Here is an 18065-nt window from a genome sequence, read left to right on the forward strand (position 1 = left end):
TCGCCTTCTCGATGAGTGATCCGTCGGGTGAGGTAGCGATGCTTCCCGACTCAGGCCGCGATGGCGGCGGCCAGATGTTCGAGCGAATCGAAGGAATGACCTTCGATGAACTCGTCGACATGCGGCAACGCCGCGGCCATGCCTCGGGCCAGCGGCGCATAGCCGGGAGTGTGCTTGAGCGGGTTGACCCACACAAGCCGGTGGGTGACCAAGTGCAATCGCGCCATCTGCTCGGCCAGTTCGTCAGGAGCTCCACGGTCCCAGCCGTCCGAGCAGATCACCACGATCGCACCGCGAGCGTGGCCTCTCACTCCCCAACGATCGTTGAACTCATGCAGTGTTGCACCCAGCCGGGTGCCGCCCGACCAGTCCTGTACCGAGTCGGAGGCGGCCCGCAAACCAGCATCGGGATCGCGCGATGACAGCTCTCGGGTGACCCGGGTGAGCTGGGTGCCGATCGTGAATGCCTCCACCCGAGTGCGGCCGACCACCGCGGCATGAGCGAAACGCACGAGCGCACGGGCGTAGGGCTCCATGGAGCCAGAGATGTCGAGCAGCAGCACCAGGCGCCGCGGCTTGCGGTCGCCGGTCAGGAACTCGCGGCGGATGGCCTCGCCTCCCGTGCGCAGCGCACGGCGGATCGTGCGGCGAAGATCGGGCCGCCGGGAGACGCGCTTTGCCCGAACAGCGCGCCGCGAGCGCCGGGTGACCGCCCGAAAGCGCAGTTCGCCCATCAGCGCATGAAGCTCAGTCAGCTCTGTGTCGTTGCAGTCGGCGAAGTCTTTGTGACGCAGCGTCTCGACATCGCTGTAGCGGACGCGCAGCGTGGGGCCGGTGTCGGGCTCATCGCCATCGGCTGGCGGCGCAGCGTCGTCGTCGTCCTCAGTGTCGGTAGCCAGCGTCACCGAGATCGGCGGCAGCTCCACGACGATCCCGCTGGGCGTACGGCCCTCCCAGAAGACGGCGAATGCGCGGTCGTAGACGCCGATATCGGCGGGACTTCCCACCAGCGTCGCCCTGCCTGCCCAGTACACGTCCGCACGGTCGGCAACACCAAGCAGCCGGAGCGCTTCGGTGAAGGCCATGACCCGCCGGATCGTGACCACCAGCCCGGCGCCGCGCAGAATGGACGAGAACGCCGAGGCCAAGCGCTCGGGCTCGTTGACGTGACCGTCGCTTGCCGACGCAGGGGCACCCAGTTCAGTGCCGGCGGCGCTCATGGCTTGCTCAATCAGGCCTCAGCCACGGCGGCCATGATCATCTCCATGCCCACCGAGGTGACTCGCTGGGTGTCCTCGCGATACTTCAGCACCGTGCCCAGCGTGGCTTCCAGCATGGGGGTATCGAGCTCGGCCGCTCCGAGCCGTCCCAAGGCCGTTGCCCAGTCGATGGTCTCGGCCACACCGGGCGGTTTGTACAGCCGCATCTCGCGCATGACCGACACGGCCGACGCCACCTGCCGAGCGAGTGCGCCGTCCACGTCGGGCAGCTTGAGCTTGACAATCTCAACCTCGCGCTCCACCGAGGGATGCGACACCCAGTGGTACAAGCAGCGTCTCTTGAGGGCATCGTGCACGTCGCGGGTGCGGTTAGAGGTGACCACCACAAGCGGCGGCTGGGCCGCCGTGATGGTGCCCAGCTCGGGCACGGTGACGGTGAAATCCGACAGCACCTCGAGCAGAAATGCCTCGAATTCGTCGTCCGCGCGGTCGACTTCGTCGATCAGCAGCACAGCGGGCGTGGCGTCGTCGTGGTCGATGGCCCGCAGCAGCGGCCGGCGAATCAGGAAGCGCTCCGAATACAGCTCATCCTCGATGGCCTCGGCGTCGGAAGCGGCACGTCCCGCAGCCTCCGCAGTGCGCAGGTGGAGGAGCTGGCGTGTGTAGTCCCATTCGTAAAGCGCCTGGGCAGCATCGATGCCCTCGTAGCACTGCAGGCGGATGAAGTCGCCGCCTATCCAAGCCGCGAGCACCTTGGCCAGCTCGGTCTTGCCGACGCCAGCGTCGCCCTCGAGGAACAGCGGCCGACCCATCGTGAGCGAGAGGTACACCACCGTCGAGAGGCCCTCATCGGGCAGATACCCGTGCTTGGTCAACGCCGCGGAGACATCAGCAGTGGTACTGGGCGCCGTGAACACAGCGGCCAAGGCTACGCCCTGGCATTCACCCCGATGCAGCGGCCTCGAGGCGGCAGAAGCAGGACGCCGTGATGGGCACATCTGCCCGTGCAACGGCGAGGTCACGACGCTGGCGGATCAGCGGCTCTTCCACCTTCTCGTTGCGCCGGACGAGGCACTCGTGCAAGCCGTGGAGGCTCCAGACGTTGTCGGGATGCTGGCAGGGGCGCCGCAGCTGGTCATCCAGGCCCAGGTCGGCTCGGTACAGCGCCTCGGCCTCTTCGAACTGGCCCTGTTCTGACAGCAACGCGGCCAGGGCGTGACGCGCCGGCTGCATCCAGCCCCAAGGCTCGTCGTAGGGCAGGTTGTCGTCGAGCTCTACCGCTTCGCGGAGATAGGCGAAGGCGACATCAAAGTTGCCGCACCGGTACTCGACCTCGCCATTCAGCATGGCTTCGGCCACAGCCAGGATGTCGAGGCCGGTGTTGTTGAACAGCGTCCGGCTCGGCAGGACATGAGCCTTGGCGGCTATGAACTCCTCGCGTTCGGCGAGTGCGTCGTCGACCTGGTTCAGCGAGGCGTATGCAACGGTGCGCGCGTAGCGCATCATGGCCGTGGTCACGCAATAGAACTGCTGGTCGAACGGCAGGTGCTGATCGAGGATCTCGTGCCACTTGCCGAATCGCACGAACACGTGCTGCTTGATCGCCACGAATCCCTCGAGCCAGTCGGCCATCGGCGGCGAGCCAGTTCGCAACAGCTCCTCGGGCAGCGTGCGGTTCATCTCTTCGGCAGCTTCGAGGGCCGGGGCGTACTGGCCGGCCAGCATCGCCCCGTACACCTTGAAGTGGTAGTCGTGGCAGCGGTAGGCGGAATAGAAGTTCATAGGGCCCTTGAGGTCCAGGTACTTCCGATCGGCGACGATCGCTGCGGAGTTGCGGGTGACGACGTTGTGGTAGTGGCCGCACAGCACGTCGATATGGGTGGGCATGTGCACGAGGTGCCCAGCATCGGGCGCCAGTTCGACGAGCCGGTCGCCAGCAGCCAAGGCGCGCTCGGGATGCGGCGACATCTCCATGAGGTGGATGTACATGTGCAGCAAGCCCAGGTGAGCGTTGGCGCCTGCGGCGTCGAGCGTCTCGAACGCCGTCTCCAGCACGTCGACTGCTTCGAGCGTTCCCGCGCCCGCCGCCGGCTCGCGGGTCACCAAGTCCCAGAGCCCCCATGGGGTCCGGTTCATGATGGCTTCGGCGAACAGCGAGCAGACATCGAGGTCGCCGCCATAGGACCGGTACACCTCGCGCATCGCATACGCATACGCGTCATTCCAGCGCCGGAAGTCGTCGGGGCCGGGTTCGTGGGGAGCAGACGGGTAGCGATGTGCCAGCGCGCCGATCAATGCCTGCTCGAGGTCGCTGATGTCTGCTGATCTTTCCGCAGCAAGAGATGCTTCGGCACGATTTCGCTTGAGGTCGCTGGTGCCCTGCGAGAGAGCGACGGCTGCCGCCACCTCGACACGAGCACGCTGCAACGAAGTGCGCAGGTCGTCGGGATCGAACTCTTCCCACGCCTTGTTGTAATTCGGGCCGACGGCGTATGCGATGCCCCAGTGGGCCATCGCGAAGTTGGCATCGTGCAGCAGCGCACGCTCGAAGCAGGCAATCGCCTCTTCGTGGTGGAAGCCGTAGCACCAAGCCATGCCTCGGTCGAACCAGAGCTGGGCTTCAGCGTCGGGCGTCGTTACCGGCCAGCGGTACGAGCCCAAATCGAAGTACGCCATTGCCGTTTCCCGTACCCCCTAAGCCGTGTAGCTGCTTCCCAATTGCACAGTATCTCTCACGAAATCTCTCACGAAACTCAAGAAAGCCATGAGGGTTATTCAGCTAGCGAATGCAGGCAGGTTCAGGCCCGAATGACGCCGCCAGTCGCCATATCGAAGAAGTGCAGCGCCGACACGTCGATGGCGATCTCGATGCGCTGACCGACACGCGCCTCGCTCTGCTGGGCGAACCGACCCAAAAAGGCGCTGCCGAGGTCTTCGGAGTCGTCCGCATCGGTGGTCGGACCGCCCGCCTCGACACGTTGGACGCCGATGTCGAGATGAGCCACGATCTCAGAACCGAGCTCCTCGAGCAGTTGCACATTGGCGCTGATCCGCTGGCCCCCCTCCGGGGCCAGTGCTGCGTCGTAGACGTCGTCGGGCCGGATGCCGCACACCAGGCGCCTGCCTTCGTGGGCGCGCAGCGCCGGACAGCCGTCAAGAAACGAGAGCGGCATTTCGACTGTTTGATCAGCCATCTCCACGGCGATCGCGGCGTCGCCGATCGAGATCTCCGACTCGAAGAGATTCATCGCCGGTGATCCGACGAATCCCGCGACAAACATGTTCTCGGGCTGTCGGTAGAGCACGGAGGGCTCGGCGACTTGCTGGAGCACGCCGCCGTTGAGCACGGCCACGCGGTCACCCATGGTCATCGCCTCGACCTGATCGTGGGTGACATAGACGGTGGTGACGCCGAGATCTTGCTGGATTCGGGAGATCTCGCTGCGCATGTACACGCGCAGCTTCGCATCGAGATTCGACAGCGGCTCGTCCATGAGAAACACCGCCGGTTCGCGCACGATTGCCCGTCCCATGGCGACGCGCTGGCGCTGTCCGCCTGACAGCGCCGCCGGCTTGCGGTCGAGATACTCCGTCAGGTGCAGCACTTCGGCTGTCCGCTGAACCCGCTCGTCGATCTCGGACTTTGGTGTCTTGGACAGCTTCAGCGGATAGGCGATGTTCTTGCGCACCGTGAGATGCGGGTACAGCGCATAGTTCTGAAAGACCATGGCGATGTCCCGGTCTCTCGGATGCACCTTGGTCATGTCGGCATTGCCGATTCGCAGGGTCCCGCTGGAAATCTCTTCGAGACCGGCGACCATACGCAGCGCCGTCGATTTGCCGCAGCCCGATGGACCGACGAACACGACGAACTCGCCGTCGTCGATACTCAGGCTCATGGCGTTCACGGCGGTGACGCCGCCCGGATACACCTTCGTCAGCTCAGCGAGCTCAACCGTCGCCATGTGCATGCTCCTTCGTCATGATCCGCAGGCTTCGTCCGTCTCTCCAGCGCGCGAACGGCACGACCCACGGCGGTTCGAACAGCTCTCCGTATCTCGCCCGGTTCACAGCAATCGCGATCATCAGCAGCCAATTCAGCCAAAGCAGTGACAGCAGCAGCACGCCGACCGGCACGAGGATGCCGAGCAACTCGATTCGTGTGCCGAGTTCCAGAACTCCCCACAAGACCAACGCAGCGAGCGCGACGTTTGCATTGAAGTCGATGGCCCGAATCCGATGCCTCCTGCCGACATCTCGCCCTCGCGTCAGGATCCCGCCGACAACCAACGGTCCCAGCACGAGCACCGGCGCAGCCCAGAGCGCAGGCCGGCCGATCACCGCCACAGCCGCGGCGGCCGGAATCAACGGCGTCACGTGCACTGCGGCATCTCGGCGACGATCGGCCGACGAGCCTGGCTGCACGGAGTACTCACGACTCATCGCTGCACTTCCCCTGCCGAGCGGGTGATGGATACGTGGCGATTCACGTCGATGTCGCCGACCTTGCCGACTGCGCCGTCAGGCCACGTCACCTCGATCTCGACAGGTCCCGTTGTATCGCCCACGCCGAAATGCAGGACCGCAGACGCGCCCGAGAGGTAGCCACGCGCCGATTCGACGGTACGCACGAGCGTGTCGCCGTCTCGATCACGAAGCCTGACGACAGCCCCCCATGCCGCGGCGTTCCCCGTGCCGGCCCACTGCAACGCCACCGTGACGGCGTTCCCTGCGCACAGCCGGTTCTCGTACAGCCGCGACGGTGCATTGAGATTGTTCACGACAATGTCGAGATCTCCGTCGAGGTCGAGATCGGCCAATGCCATGCCTCGACCGCCCGTCGTGTCGTTCAGTTCCCAGCTCGGGGCCAGCTCAAATCGCTCACCGTCAACATTGCGAAATGCCTGGTTGGGCTCGACCAGGCTGGCGTCGGGAAGATGCCCGAACAGATTCTCGGCCACCATCCCGTTCACGACGTAGAGGTCCTGGAAACCGTCGTTGTCGAGATCGCCGAAGAGACCGGACCAACTCCAGCCGGTGGCCTCGACCCCGAACGAGGGTGCGTCGCTGTCATAGCCATCGCCCCTCGACAGCAGCAACACGTTCTCCGGCTTCTGGATGTCGTCTGTGGGCGAGGCGTCGATGTCAGCTTGGACCTCCGCGTACGCGTCGAGGGTCTCAGGGCGATCATCCATGGGCTTCATGTCGGTGGCGAACAAGTCCAGGTCGCCGTCGTTGTCGATGTCGCCGGCGTCAACGCCCATCGTGCTGAATGCAGTCTGGGAGAACGGCGATGCCTGCTCCCACGCTCCGTCGGAACCTGCGAACCATACGTAGTCGGGTGTCGCCAAGTCATTGCCGACGAAGATGTCGGCCTTGCCATCGCCGTCGATGTCACCGATGCGGGTGGCGAGCGCCTGAGACTCCGGCGCGAGCTGTGTGTGGGCGAAGGCACCATCGGCGCGCTCGAACAGTCCCACGCCGCCCTTGTCGCCGAGGTTCAGGCGACGCTCGGCAGTGAGCTCAGCGTTGTAGGCGCCGGTCACTGCGTCGAGATCTCCGTCGCCTCCGAGATCGCCCCATGCCATGGAGTAGGTGTAAGCATCGAGGCCGACGATCTCATGCCGCTCGAAACGCTCGGCAGCTGTCGATCCCGTCCCCGTATTGCGCATGGCCAGCGGACGGCCGACACCGGTCGTGAGCACAACGTCATTGCTGCCGTCGCCGTCGCTGTCGACGATCGACACCTGTCGGAAGCGGCCCTCGATGAGTGAATCGCGGCGGAAGCGCAGGTCGCCTTCATTCCACAGCAAGGAGGTTTCGCCGCTGATGTTGGCCAGCACGATGTCATCGTCTCCGTCGGAGTCCACGTCGCCGACGGCGAGACCGGCACCCATCCCGTCGAACATGGAGCGGCTCGTCCCGGGGCCCCGCGTGTGGTGCTCGAGGTCGAACGACGCGAATCGGCCATCACACGTCCCGCGATCACCATGAGGCGACGTCTCGACAGTCATCCCCAGGATTCCCATGCTCGTTGAGGACTGGCCGCCGCAGGCGCTCCCGATCAGCGCTGCCAGTGCCAGCAGCACACTGACGCCAGCTGTACGGATCGGCCTTCGGGAAGGCGTGCTCCGGCCGGCGCGAGCGCGGAGGCGGATCGGAGGCAACCGGGGCGTCGAGGAACACGGGAGGCGACTCCTCAACAACACTGGCACCTCCGATCCGAACTCAGCTGGGAGGGCAGACAACCATCAGGAACCGAGGACGGCGTTGACCTCGTCGGATGCCTGCGCGAGGCGCTCCGCAGCGTCAGCTTGGCCGCGCAGGATTTCCTGCATGGCAGGGCCGACGATGGCCTCGATCTGGCTGGCGCTGTCGGTGATCGGGAACAGGAACGTGGTGCCGTCGTCAACATGCACGGTGAACGCAGTCACGTCCACGCCGTTGCCCTGATGCGCAGCGATCGCGATCTCCGCAGCCGAGGGGATGGCCGGGAACACGACCGCGCCCTCGCCGATGACGTTCTGGCATTCAGCCGACGCCATGTGCTTGACCCACTGCCAGGCCTCTTCTTGGTGCTCGGAGTGCTTGTTGATGGAATCGGCGAGGCCGTTGAACATCGAGGCGCGCGAACCGCTCGGTCCGACCGGGAGCGGAGCGAACTCCACGTCGAACGGCGTATCGGCGCCGACGTAGGTTCCGATCTTCCACGAACCGTCTGCCATGACAGCAGCTGAGCCGTTCTGGAACACGGTGGTGCCGCCGAGCGATTCAACGTCTTCGATGGGCACGACGTACCCGGCCTCGATCATCCGGGTGAACCAGTCGATGGTGGCCGCCAAGCGCGCGTCGTCGTAGTTGGCCGAGTCTCCGAACGGATTCACGTCGAGGAACTCGAACCCGGTCGACGCAGCGAATGCCGAGAAGGTCGTCTGGCCGAATGCGCCAAAGTTGCCTTCGAGGCCGAGGCCGTACACCTCGACGTTGCCCGGATCGAAGTCCGCCGAGTCGCCGGTGTTGCCGTTGGCATCGACGCTCAGCTTGCGAATGAGCTCGCCGAACGAACCGCCGTCGTCGGGGTTCCACTCGGCTGCTGCGAAGTCCGCGGCGCTCACGCCTGCGCCGGCAACGTGGTCGGCGTTCATCACGAGCGCGATTGTGTCGAAGTCCTTCGGCAGGCCGTAGCGGTTGCCATGGTTGTCTACCCACAGCTCAGCAAGACCCGGGAAGTAGGCGCCGGTATCGACGCCGTCACGCTCGACGAAGTCATTGAGCGGAACGAGGACATCGCTGGCCACGAACTCCGGGTAACGAGCGAGGTGATCGGTGAACACGTCGGGACCGGAGCCGGAAGCGAATCCTGCGGTCACATTGGTCCAGTAGTCGCCCCAGCCGAACTGGGTGATCTCGACGTCGATGCCGGGATTGGCCGCCTCGAAGTCGGCGGCGCACTGCTCGTAGAACGGCTGCTGGTTGCCGTCCCAGAGCCAGTACTCGATGCCGACTGCCTCTGCGGACATGTCGTCGTCAGCGTCGGAGTCGGCGTCGTCCGCCCCCGGGGCCTCCGTCGCCGCAGGGGCGTCGGCTTCTTCGTCGTCGTCGCCGCCGCACGCTGCGGCGACGAGCGAAAATGCGAAAAGGACTGCGAGCAGCCTCCATAGCGCTTTAGTCATCTGGTTCTCCCTCCCAGGAGTAAGCGGCGACCCACATCGGGCCCCCGACTGTCGGTGGGGATCACTTGATCCCCGAGAAGCCGATCGAGTCGACGACCTTCCGGCCGAAGGCCAGGAAGATCACGATGATCGGCAGAGCGGCGAGCAATGTGCCCGCCATCAGGCCAGACCAGTCCGGGGAGGTCCCCGGCTGCTGAGCCGTGAATTGACCCAGCGCCACCGTGAGCGGCTGGCGCGCCGGGTCCCGAGCCACCACCAAGGGCCAGAGAAACTCATTCCACGAAGTGATGTAGGTGAGGATCGAGAGCGTCGCGAGCGGAGCGGCGCTGACGGGCACGATGATCCCGAAGAATGTCCTGAAGTGCCCGGCGCCATCGAGCAGCGCTGCCTCCTCAACCTCGCGACTGATGCCCAGGAAGAACTGCCGCAGGAAGAACACCGCAAATGGCGTCATGAAGAAGAACGGCGCAATGATTCCCGCGTAGCTGTTCAGCCAGCCCAGGTTCTTGACCAGGATCAGATTCGGAATGAGCGTGAAGATCGGCGGAACCATGAGCCCGCTGAGGAAGAGGAAGAACAGCTTGTCGCGGCCCCGGAACCTCAGGCGAGCGAACGCATAGGCCGCCATGGCAGAGAACGCCACCTGCCCGACGGTCACCGCCGTCGACACGATGACGCTGACCTTCAACGACTGCAGGAAGTCGAACGATCCGGTGTTCTGGCGTCCGAGGCTCTCCAGGATCTCTTCGTCGCTGGCGGTGCCGAGGACTCGTTCGAAGTTGTTGTCGGTGTACCCGACCGGCAGCAGGCTCTGCTCACCGGCGAAGAGCTCACCGTTGGTCGACAGGCCAGTGCGCAGTGCCCACCAGAACGGGAACACGCTGACGATCAGGATGGCGACCATGAATGCCCATGCCGCGGCACGTCCGATCCGCGGCTTTCCCAGCCGGGCGGAGGGCTGTGCGAGCGGTTGCGGTCCCGCTACGTCGGCCGCCACGTCTTCGACCGTCGGCGTGCTCATGCCAGGTCGCTCTCGCCGGCCCGCAGGAGCTTGAGCTGCAGGAAGGTAACGGTCAGCAGGATGGCCACCAGCAGCACAGAGATCGTGGCTGCGTAGCCGAGCTGGTTGAAGTCGAAGGCGTTCTGGTAGATGTACAGATAGATCACGCGGCTGGCGTTGGCGGGTCCGCCGGGCTGTCCGTTGAATCCGCCGGTGGCGACGAACACGGTGTCGAACACCTGCAACGAGCCGACGATCGTGATGACCAAGACCAGCGCCAGAATCGGGCGCAGCAGCGGGATCGTGATGTCACGGAACATCTGACGCTCGGTTGCACCGTCGACTGCGGCCGCCTCATACAGGCTGCGAGGAATGGTCTGCAAGCCGGCGAAGATCAGCAGCGCGGTGTAGCCCATATGGCGCCACGTGTTGATTCCCGCCAGGCTCGGAATGACCTTGTCGGAATCGGTGAAGAACCTGACGGGATCCATCCCGAAGAGCCCGAGGAAGTCGTTGACGATGCCCAAGTTCCCATCGAGCATCCAGACCCAGAGCAACGCCACGATCACGTTCGGGATCAGCCACGGCAGCAGCAGGATTCCCCGGATCGTGACCGACTTGGTGAGCCGATCCATGAGCACCGCTATGGCGACCGCCAGGATCGTCTGCGAGACGATGTTGATCACCGTGTACCTGAACGTGATCTTGAGCGATTCCCAGACCTGACGGTCGTTGAACAGCCGGTCATAGTTGTCGGCCCCCACCCAGCTGCCCCGGTTGGCGATGAGATTCCAGTCCGTGAAGCTGATGTACACGCCCCGCAGCGCGGGATACAGGTAGAACGCCACAAACCCCACAAGGGCTGGAAGCAGGAACCAGAAGGCCGACCGCCAACCACCGTGCAGGTTGGACGACCCCAAACCGCGGCGCCGGCGCGATACCTGCGACGGCGCCGCGGTCTGTGTCACGCGTCTGCCCCCGCAGACTGGGTCACGGGTCCGCCTCCGGCAGGCTGCGTCACGGGTCCGCCTCCGGCAGGCTGCGTCACGGGTCCGCCTCCGGCAGGCTGCGTCACGGGTCCGCTTCCGGCGGACCGATGCTCGAGCCGGAGTGATTCCGGAATGAACTCGCCGTGCGCTTCGATCAGCTCGCTTGTCAGCGACCAGATCTGGTCAAGATCGAGTTCAGCGGCGGTGTGCGGATCGAGCATCGCAGCGTGGAACACGTGCTCGATGCGACCGGTCCGAAGCGCCTCGACGGTGAGTTCTTGGGGACCGATGTTGGTCTGCATCAACGCAGCCAGTTGCGGTGGCAGCGCACCGATCTTGTGTGGCGTGATCCCAGTGGCTCCCACTGTGGCCGGTACTTCGACCGTGCAGCCCGCGGGCAGGTTGTCGATCAGGCCTTGATTCGGCACGTTGACGTACACGGAGCGCTCGGTGCCTGTCGCGATGCTGTGGATGATCTGAGGTGCGTATTCGTCGCTGCGGGGAACTTCCAATGGGTGTTCGGGGTCTTCGAGGCGTCGCCGAAGCTCTTCCCACTCGGCGATCTGTTCCTCGCAACGCCGCACGTATTCGCGCACCGGAATCTTGAATCGCTCGATGAGGTCCGGCCGTCCGTCCTTCAAGAAGAAGGGCGTGTATTCGGCGAAGTGCTCGCTGGACTCCGTGACGAAATAGCCGAGACGCCGCAGCATCTCGTAGCGGACAGCATCATGCAAACCCCACTCACCACGCCTGGGCGAGTCTTCCGGCTCCCGATGAAGGGTTCTCAGCCTCGGGTACAGGTCTTCCCCGTTGTGCTCCAGCCGCGAGAAGAAGCACATGTGATTGATGCCTGCAGCTTCGTAGTCCAGTTCGGCGATGCCGATGCCCAAGTCGGTAGCGAGGTGCTGCGCTGTGATCGGCACGCTGTGACAGAGCCCGTAAGCCTCGACATCAGTCATCGACGACAGGCCCCACATGTTGATCGCCATCGGATTCGCGTAGTTGAGCAAGCGTGCGTGGGCACTGAACTCACTGATGGCGCCGGCCACTTCCAGCAGTGCAGGCACGGTCCGGAGCCCGCGCATGATTCCGCCGATTCCGATGGTGTCCGCGATCGTCTGCTGGAGGCCGTATCGCTCAGGGATCTCGAAATCCAAGACGGTCGCCGGTTCAAAACCGCCGATCTGGAACATCGTCACGACGAAGTCGGCGCCCTCGATGGCGCGTTGGAGGTCCGTCGTTGCCATGATCTTGGCGCGTGCGTCAGCCGCCTCGACCAGCCGATGGCCGACGATCTCAGAGGTGCGCAGTCGATCGGAGTCGATGTCGTGGAGGCGGATGTCGAGGTCGTCGCGCAGGTCGGGGTACGCGAGCAGGTCGCCCATCAGGTTGCGCGAGAACACCGTGCTCCCCGCCCCGATGAATGCGACTGCGGCCATCTGCCCCCCTTGCGGGCTTCGATCATCCGGCCTCGGTGTTCGGCGGCCGAGGCTCTCGGCTGCCGCAAGGTCGATCGCTCCGGCCAAACTACTATACGTCAACGTTGGCGTCAACGTTGACGTCAACGATGACCTGGCACTGGTGCCCGCTTCGCTTGAGCCGGTAAGTTCGCGCTGACACTGATCCGGTGACGTTCGACAGAACAGATCAGGTCAGAAGTTCGCTTACGGAGCGCTATGGATCGGGAAGCAACACTCCACGACGTGGCCGGCAAGGTTGGCGTTTCGCCGCGCACCGTGTCGCGCGTCGTCAACGACGAGGGCGGCTATTCCGAGCAGACGCGCCGCAAGGTGATGGCGGCCGTCGATGAACTGCACTATCGGCCCAACATGGTCGCCCGGGCACTCATCACCAAGCGCAGCGGCACGGTCGGTCTCGTCGGGGGCGACATGACCGACCCGTTCTTCCCCGCCCTTGCCGAAGGGATCCAGCAGCGCGCCCGTGGAGCCGGACAAACCATGTTCTTCGCGAGTACTGGCAGCGACCCCGAGCGGCAGGCCGAGGTACTCAGGTCGTTCTGGGTGCGCGCCGTGGACGGTGTCATCGTCTTTCCCGCGCTCGACTCGATCGACCAACTCACCGACTACGGAGAGCGCGGGCTGCCGATCGTGGTCGTGGACGACTTCCTGGAGGCACCAAACGTCGCATGCGTGTCGTTCGATCTGGAGGGCGGAGGCGGGCTCGCTGCGACACACCTACTCGATCGTGGTTGCCAGCAAATGGGCGTCATCAGTGCCACGGTGTCCCCGCCCCGGCGACGTCATCGCGAGCGCGGCTTCCTGCGAACCTTGGCGGACACCCGCGGCGACCATCGGCCACCGGCCATGGCGCAGACAGATCCGACGGTGAAAGGGGGCGAAGCGGGTCTCGCGGAGTTGCTGGCCCAGATGCCAGACCTGGACGGTGTCTTTGCGTACAACGACCTCGTCGCCATCGGAGCCGTTCGAGCGGCTGTCGCAAGCGGTCGTCGAGTGCCCGAGGACATCGCCGTCGTGGGTTGCGATGACATTGAGATGAGCTCCTACGTGACGCCGGCTCTCACGACCATTCGACTCGATCGCTCACGGCTCAGCGCAGAGGCCGTGGCTGCCCTCAGCGACCTGATCGGATCGCCGGGTGCGCAGAGGGAGACCGTGGTGCTGCCCGTCGAGTTGGTTGTCCGCGAGTCGGCGTGACCAATCGAACGCCGGCGGCTCAGCGCGCTATTGCGCTGCATCGCGAGAGCTGGGGCGAACCGGCTGTGGTGAGCAGGGCCCCCGGTCGAGTCAACCTGATCGGCGAGCACACCGACTACAACGACGGGTACGTACTTCCGATGGCGATCGAGTTCGACACGGTCGTCGCACTGAGTCCCGCTCGAAGCGGTCTCCGCAGCACAGTGATCTCGGAAATCTTCGGCACGGCAACACTGGACAGCAAATGCGAGTCGATCGATTCCACGCATTGGGCCTCGTATGTCTTCGGCGTCAGCCACTTGCTGGATGGACACGGCATTTCAACCGGTTCATGGAACTGCTCGATAGCAACGGACGTCCCGATCGGGGCGAGCTTGTCGTCATCCGCGGCTCTGGAAGTCGCTCTGGCAAGAGCACTGCTGCGACTCGCAGGCGAGAGCTGGGAACCTGCGGAAACTGCCCAATTGTGTCAACGAGTCGAGAACGAAGTCGTCGGCATGCCCTGCGGAATCATGGATCCCCTGATCTCCGCCTGCGCAATCGCAGGCCACGCTTCGTTGATCGATTGCCGATTGCTCGATGTCCGGCCTCGGCGGCTTCCAGACGGAACTGTGATGGCAATTCTCGACACGACGACTCGGCGAGAGCTGGTCGACTCGGCCTACGCCGACCGTCGTTCCGCCTGCGCTCGGGCAGCGAACTGGATCGAAGTGCCCGCGCTGCGCGACGCGCAGCTCGATGAGATCGAGCGCTTGCCGGAGGAACTCGCAACCGAGCGACGGCGAGCGCGACACGTCGTTACTGAGAATGAGCGAACGCTCGAAGCTGCGCAAGCCATGGAAGAGAACGACGCTGAGGTCCTCGGGTCGCTGATGAACGCAAGTCACGTCAGCTTGCGAGACGACTACGAGGTCTCAGGACCTGAGCTCGATGCAATCGTGGAGATCGCACAGGCCAGTCCCGGATGCATCGGTGCCCGCATGACGGGCGGGGGTTTTGCCGGATGCGCTGTGGCGCTGGTCACCGCCGCCGCCGCAGGTGCCTTCACCAACGCTGTCCGGGAGGGCTACCGGGCCACCTCAGGACTCGACGCGAGTGTCTGGCTGTCACGGCCAGCGGCAGGCGCCTCGATCATCGACCGAGCCGAATGGCATGTCGGGTGACACCAGCAGCTCAACCCTCGAACGCGGCCAGAGATGCCACGATCTCGTCAAGCGTCGAGCGCGACGGCTTCCAGTTCAGGGTGCGACGAGCCAATTCCGGTGAGGCGATCAGCTCGGCTGGATCACCGACGCGACGTGGCCCAAGTTCGTACCGAACTGTTCGTCCGAGGCCACGCTCGACTGCTGCGACTACCTCGAGCACTGAGTGGCCCGTTCCCCCACCCAGATTCAGCGCCGTGGTCGCACCGCCATCGCGAAGGTAGTCAAGCGCCAGCAGGTGCGCGTCAACGAGATCGCGGATGTGAATGTAATCCCGGATGGCGGTGCCATCGGGCGTGGGATAGTCCGAACCGAACACGGTCAACGGCTCTTGATGCTCCGATGCTGCGCGCACGGCCAAGGGCACCAGGTGCGTCTCGGGATTGTGCCGCTCGGTCCGGTTCGACGTCGCACCAGCAGCGTTGAAGTATCGCAGCGACACCGATCGAAGGCCATCGCCGGTGTCATGCATGCGCAGCATCTGCTCGACGAAGAGCTTTGTCCAGCCATAAGGACTCGTCGGCTGCAGCGGAGCGCTCTCGGTGATCGGCTGAGTCGACGCGTTTCCGTACACCGCGGCAGACGAGGAGAACACCACGAACTTGACGCCGCCGTCGATGAGCGCCCGGATCAGCCGTGCCGATTGAACGACGTTGTTCTCGATGTACGTACCCGGGTCCCGCACGGACTCTCCGACGGAGATCAACCCCGCAAGGTGGATGCACGATGTGATGCCATGACCACGCACGAGTCGGGAAATCGCCTCGCTGTCACCCACGCTGGCGGACTCGAAGATGACCCCAGGAGGCAGCACCGGCTGCGAGGATCGCGACAAGTTGTCAACAACCACAACGCGCTCACCGCGCTCTGTGAGTGCATCGACCACGACTGAGCCGATGTAGCCCGCTCCGCCGGTCACGAGCACGGTCATAGGGATCTCGTCACCGGGTCCTCGGTCACTGTGCGCCGGCTCAGCTCGTGCCGAGCGAGAGCAGGTTCTCGACGGGCTGGTAGAGCTCTTCGAGATAGGCCGTGTCGTCGGCGCTGAGCTCGATCGTGGTTGCCTCGACGAGCTGGTCGAGCTGGCTGATCTTGGACACACCGACGACGGGGGCAGTGATCTCGGGCTTGTTCGCCAGCCACGCCAAGGCGATCTGGGCGGGGCGCACATCGAGCCGTTCGGCCACTTCGGACACCCGCTCGGCGATGTCGAAGTCGCGCTCGCCCCGGTAGAGGCTCTCGGTGCGGGAGCGGTCCTGGCCTTTCGAGCGGTCGGTCGTGCCAGCGTCGAGGCTGCCCCGGTAGGAACCGGTGAGAATGCCGCGCGCCAGAGGCGACCACGGGGTGAGCGCCACCCCGGTGCTAGCGCAGTAGGGGTTCATCTCACGCTCTTCCTCGCGGTAGATGAGGTTGTAGTGGTTCTGCATCGAGACGAACTTCGTCCAGCCGCGCATCTCGGCAGTCATCTGCAGCTCGACGAACTGCCAGGCGAACATCGACGAGCCGCCCAGGTACAACGCCTTGCCGGCCTTGACCACGTCGTGCAACGCCTCCATCGACTCGGCGATCGGTGTCGCGACGCTGCCGGGGATGCCGTGGGGATGGCGGTGGATGATCAGCTGGTCTACGTAATCGACGCCGAGGCGCCGCAGCGAGTTGTCGATGCCCTCGATGATGTGTTTGCGGTTCAGGCCGCCCTCGTTGGGGTTGCGGCCCATCGGCATCGAAATCTTGGTGGTGAGTACATACTGCTCACGCGGCAGCAATTCCCTCAGCAGTTGCCCCACGACCTCCTCGGAGGCGCCGACGCCGTAGATGTCAGCGCAGTCGAAGTAGTACAGCCCCCGCTCGATGGCGGCCTCGAAGATCGGGCGGGCTTCGTCGACGCCGAGCGTCCAGTCGCCCTGGTGGCCCCGGCCGGGGATCCCGAAATTCATGGTTCCCAAGCAGAGCTCGGAGACCTGGAGACCGCAGTTCGAACCGAGCTGGGTGGATTTCAGTCGCGACATGGCCCCGAAACGTATTCGACGGCGGCCCTCACCCGTCGGTTTGCCCCGCCGGCAATCGGGAATGGGGGCTACGCGAGATCCGACAGTCCGCCGACAGGCGAGCCGTTGCGTCGGTAGACCTCTTGTTTCCCGCTCTTGTTCGCTTCGCTCACGGGCCGCTCGGGCCACGGCTTCGCCTATCGGCTCAGCCTCTGCGGCGAACCGGCGGCAAGGGAGCGCCAGAGGGCCCGGTAGGTCGGCCACGATGCTGCGGCGGGCAGGTAGCCGTCCTCTTCCAGTGCGCGCTGCAAGCGCGGCAGGTTCCGGGCCGGCACGCCCGAGTCGACGTGATGGGCCAGGTGATAACCGACGTGGTACGGCACGAACAGCACCCGCGCCAGCCAGCTCTGGCGGATGTGGTGCGTGGTATTGCGGCGATCGGACGTCCGGGTCATGCCGCCGTGCTCTGCGACGGCTCGCAGGCGGTTGATGAACTGGTACCAGGTGAACCACGGCAGCACCCACAGCAACAGGTACAGCCATGGGTGGCCGGCCAGCCAGAACAGCCCGAACACGATCGCCTGCCCGGCGAAAAACCGCAGGCTGAGCGGCACGTACTTCAGCTTCACGAGCCCGGTGAAACGGGGCTTGGTGATGCGCCACGCCGACACGCCCACGAGGTCGCGCAACAGCTTCCGCCGCAGCGACCGTGCAGATATCGGGTAGAAGGAATACAGCAGGAAGTCGGGCTCTTTGGGTCCGAATTCGTCACGATGATGGTTGGCGTGGCCCCGCCGGTAGAAGTGCGAGCCGGTGCCCATCGGCAGCCAGCCCAACAGGTTGATGCCGATGCGGTCATTCAGCCAGCGGTGAGAGAACAACAACCGGTGGGCCGCTTCGTGATGAAGGATGAACCATCGCAGCTGCAGCGTTCCGATCACGGGCACCGCCGCGACCACCGCGAGCGGGTGTCCGATGGCGATCACCGCGGCGACGACTGCCACCGGCGCCGCCAGCGTCGCGATGACCTCGAGTGCGTTGATCACATTCGGGACTCGGCGCAGCTCTGCTCGAAACGCGGGCTTGGGACGGCCGTCGGGGCGCAGCCTTTCCGAGCCCTCGAACCGGGGCAGATCGGGGCGCGTCATGCCGCCGGTCATCTTCGCCACAAGCTCGTCGTGGGTCGGCGGCGCGTCGGTCACGCTCACGCTTTGATGCTACGGCGCTCGGACAGCACGGCAGAGTCGTCACGGCACTGGGCTGGTCCAGACCGAGTCCGCAGACTTGCCGACTCGCTTGGGCTGGCCGGGGGAGCCGG

Annotated in this window: 15 protein-coding genes; 2 read left to right on the plus strand and 13 right to left on the minus strand. The window is 64.8% G+C overall.

Annotated features, from left to right (window positions below):
* Positions 1-50: 50 nt before the first annotated feature.
* The 10 genes from ACOGJB_RS07105 to ACOGJB_RS07150 form a co-directional block, all read right to left on the minus strand.
* A complete protein-coding gene (locus ACOGJB_RS07105) occupies positions 51-1220 on the minus strand; it encodes a vWA domain-containing protein (protein WP_419840113.1) in 1170 nt (389 codons plus the stop codon).
* Between the two features lie 11 nt (positions 1221-1231).
* Positions 1232-2218 carry an AAA family ATPase gene (locus ACOGJB_RS07110; RefSeq protein WP_419840114.1) on the minus strand — a complete coding sequence of 329 codons (987 nt, stop codon included), beginning with the start codon at positions 2216-2218 and terminating at the stop codon, positions 1232-1234.
* Positions 2163-3896 (minus strand): hypothetical protein, encoded by a 1734-nt coding sequence (locus tag ACOGJB_RS07115; RefSeq protein ID WP_419840115.1) that lies wholly within the window; start codon positions 3894-3896, stop codon positions 2163-2165. Before ACOGJB_RS07115 ends, ACOGJB_RS07110 begins: the two co-directional genes overlap by 56 nt.
* Before the next feature lie 122 nt (positions 3897-4018).
* A complete protein-coding gene (locus ACOGJB_RS07120) occupies positions 4019-5185 on the minus strand; it encodes an ABC transporter ATP-binding protein (RefSeq protein ID WP_419840116.1) in 1167 nt (388 codons plus the stop codon).
* Positions 5172-5663 (minus strand): hypothetical protein, encoded by a 492-nt coding sequence (locus ACOGJB_RS07125; protein ID WP_419840117.1) that lies wholly within the window; start codon positions 5661-5663, stop codon positions 5172-5174. Before ACOGJB_RS07125 ends, ACOGJB_RS07120 begins: the two co-directional genes overlap by 14 nt.
* A complete protein-coding gene (locus tag ACOGJB_RS07130; protein WP_419840118.1) occupies positions 5660-7309 on the minus strand; it encodes a CRTAC1 family protein in 1650 nt (549 codons plus the stop codon). Before ACOGJB_RS07130 ends, ACOGJB_RS07125 begins: the two co-directional genes overlap by 4 nt.
* Positions 7310-7471: 162 nt before the next feature.
* Positions 7472-8893 carry an ABC transporter substrate-binding protein gene (locus ACOGJB_RS07135; protein WP_419840119.1) on the minus strand — a complete coding sequence of 474 codons (1422 nt, stop codon included), beginning with the start codon at positions 8891-8893 and terminating at the stop codon, positions 7472-7474.
* A gap of 61 nt (positions 8894-8954) precedes the next feature.
* The gene (locus tag ACOGJB_RS07140) at positions 8955-9914 is read right to left on the minus strand and encodes a carbohydrate ABC transporter permease (protein WP_419840120.1); all 960 of its coding nucleotides are present in this window, start codon (positions 9912-9914) and stop codon (positions 8955-8957) included.
* Positions 9911-10861: a carbohydrate ABC transporter permease gene (locus tag ACOGJB_RS07145; RefSeq protein WP_419840121.1), complete on the minus strand. Its 951-nt coding sequence runs from the start codon at positions 10859-10861 to the stop codon at positions 9911-9913. The genes ACOGJB_RS07140 and ACOGJB_RS07145 overlap by 4 nt, the downstream gene beginning before the upstream one ends.
* Positions 10858-12321, minus strand: a complete 1464-nt coding sequence (locus ACOGJB_RS07150; protein WP_419840122.1) for an alpha-glucosidase/alpha-galactosidase — start codon at positions 12319-12321, stop codon at positions 10858-10860. Before ACOGJB_RS07150 ends, ACOGJB_RS07145 begins: the two co-directional genes overlap by 4 nt.
* A gap of 264 nt (positions 12322-12585) precedes the next feature.
* On the opposite strand from ACOGJB_RS07150, the gene ACOGJB_RS07155 reads away from it, so the two are divergent.
* On the plus strand, positions 12586-13557 hold the full coding sequence (locus ACOGJB_RS07155) for a LacI family DNA-binding transcriptional regulator (RefSeq protein WP_419840123.1): 972 nt from the start codon (positions 12586-12588) through the stop codon (positions 13555-13557).
* Positions 13554-14720: a galactokinase gene (gene galK, locus ACOGJB_RS07160; RefSeq protein WP_419840124.1), complete on the plus strand. Its 1167-nt coding sequence runs from the start codon at positions 13554-13556 to the stop codon at positions 14718-14720. The genes ACOGJB_RS07155 and galK overlap by 4 nt, the downstream gene beginning before the upstream one ends.
* Positions 14721-14730: 10 nt before the next feature.
* On the opposite strand, the gene galE is transcribed toward galK, so the two are convergent.
* From galE to ACOGJB_RS07175, 3 genes are all read right to left on the minus strand, one after another.
* Positions 14731-15690, minus strand: coding sequence for a UDP-glucose 4-epimerase GalE (galE, locus tag ACOGJB_RS07165; RefSeq protein ID WP_419840125.1), 960 nt, complete (start codon positions 15688-15690; stop codon positions 14731-14733).
* A 40-nt stretch (positions 15691-15730) separates the two neighbouring features.
* Positions 15731-16768, minus strand: a complete 1038-nt coding sequence (locus ACOGJB_RS07170) for an aldo/keto reductase (RefSeq protein WP_419840126.1) — start codon at positions 16766-16768, stop codon at positions 15731-15733.
* A 176-nt stretch (positions 16769-16944) separates the two neighbouring features.
* Positions 16945-17955, minus strand: a complete 1011-nt coding sequence (locus ACOGJB_RS07175) for a fatty acid desaturase (protein WP_419840127.1) — start codon at positions 17953-17955, stop codon at positions 16945-16947.
* Positions 17956-18065: the final 110 nt, after the last annotated feature.

This window comes from Candidatus Poriferisodalis sp. (genome assembly GCF_965208895.1).
Classification (GTDB): domain Bacteria; phylum Actinomycetota; class Acidimicrobiia; order Acidimicrobiales; family Poriferisodalaceae; genus Poriferisodalis.

What these genes read in the sequence shown, in the direction of transcription:
- ACOGJB_RS07115 (WP_419840115.1), bottom strand. Translation starts at nt 3,896, where the DNA reads ATGGCGTACTTCGATTTGGGCTCGTACCGCTGGCCGGTAACGACGCCC.
- ACOGJB_RS07135 (WP_419840119.1), bottom strand. Translation starts at nt 8,893, where the DNA reads ATGACTAAAGCGCTATGGAGGCTGCTCGCAGTCCTTTTCGCATTTTCG.
- ACOGJB_RS07125 (WP_419840117.1), bottom strand. Translation starts at nt 5,663, where the DNA reads ATGAGTCGTGAGTACTCCGTGCAGCCAGGCTCGTCGGCCGATCGTCGC.
- ACOGJB_RS07105 (WP_419840113.1), bottom strand. Translation starts at nt 1,220, where the DNA reads ATGAGCGCCGCCGGCACTGAACTGGGTGCCCCTGCGTCGGCAAGCGAC.
- ACOGJB_RS07170 (WP_419840126.1), bottom strand. Translation starts at nt 16,768, where the DNA reads ATGTCGCGACTGAAATCCACCCAGCTCGGTTCGAACTGCGGTCTCCAG.
- ACOGJB_RS07110 (WP_419840114.1), bottom strand. Translation starts at nt 2,218, where the DNA reads ATGTGCCCATCACGGCGTCCTGCTTCTGCCGCCTCGAGGCCGCTGCAT.
- galE (WP_419840125.1), bottom strand. Translation starts at nt 15,690, where the DNA reads ATGACCGTGCTCGTGACCGGCGGAGCGGGCTACATCGGCTCAGTCGTG.
- ACOGJB_RS07140 (WP_419840120.1), bottom strand. Translation starts at nt 9,914, where the DNA reads ATGAGCACGCCGACGGTCGAAGACGTGGCGGCCGACGTAGCGGGACCG.
- ACOGJB_RS07120 (WP_419840116.1), bottom strand. Translation starts at nt 5,185, where the DNA reads ATGGCGACGGTTGAGCTCGCTGAGCTGACGAAGGTGTATCCGGGCGGC.
- ACOGJB_RS07150 (WP_419840122.1), bottom strand. Translation starts at nt 12,321, where the DNA reads ATGGCCGCAGTCGCATTCATCGGGGCGGGGAGCACGGTGTTCTCGCGC.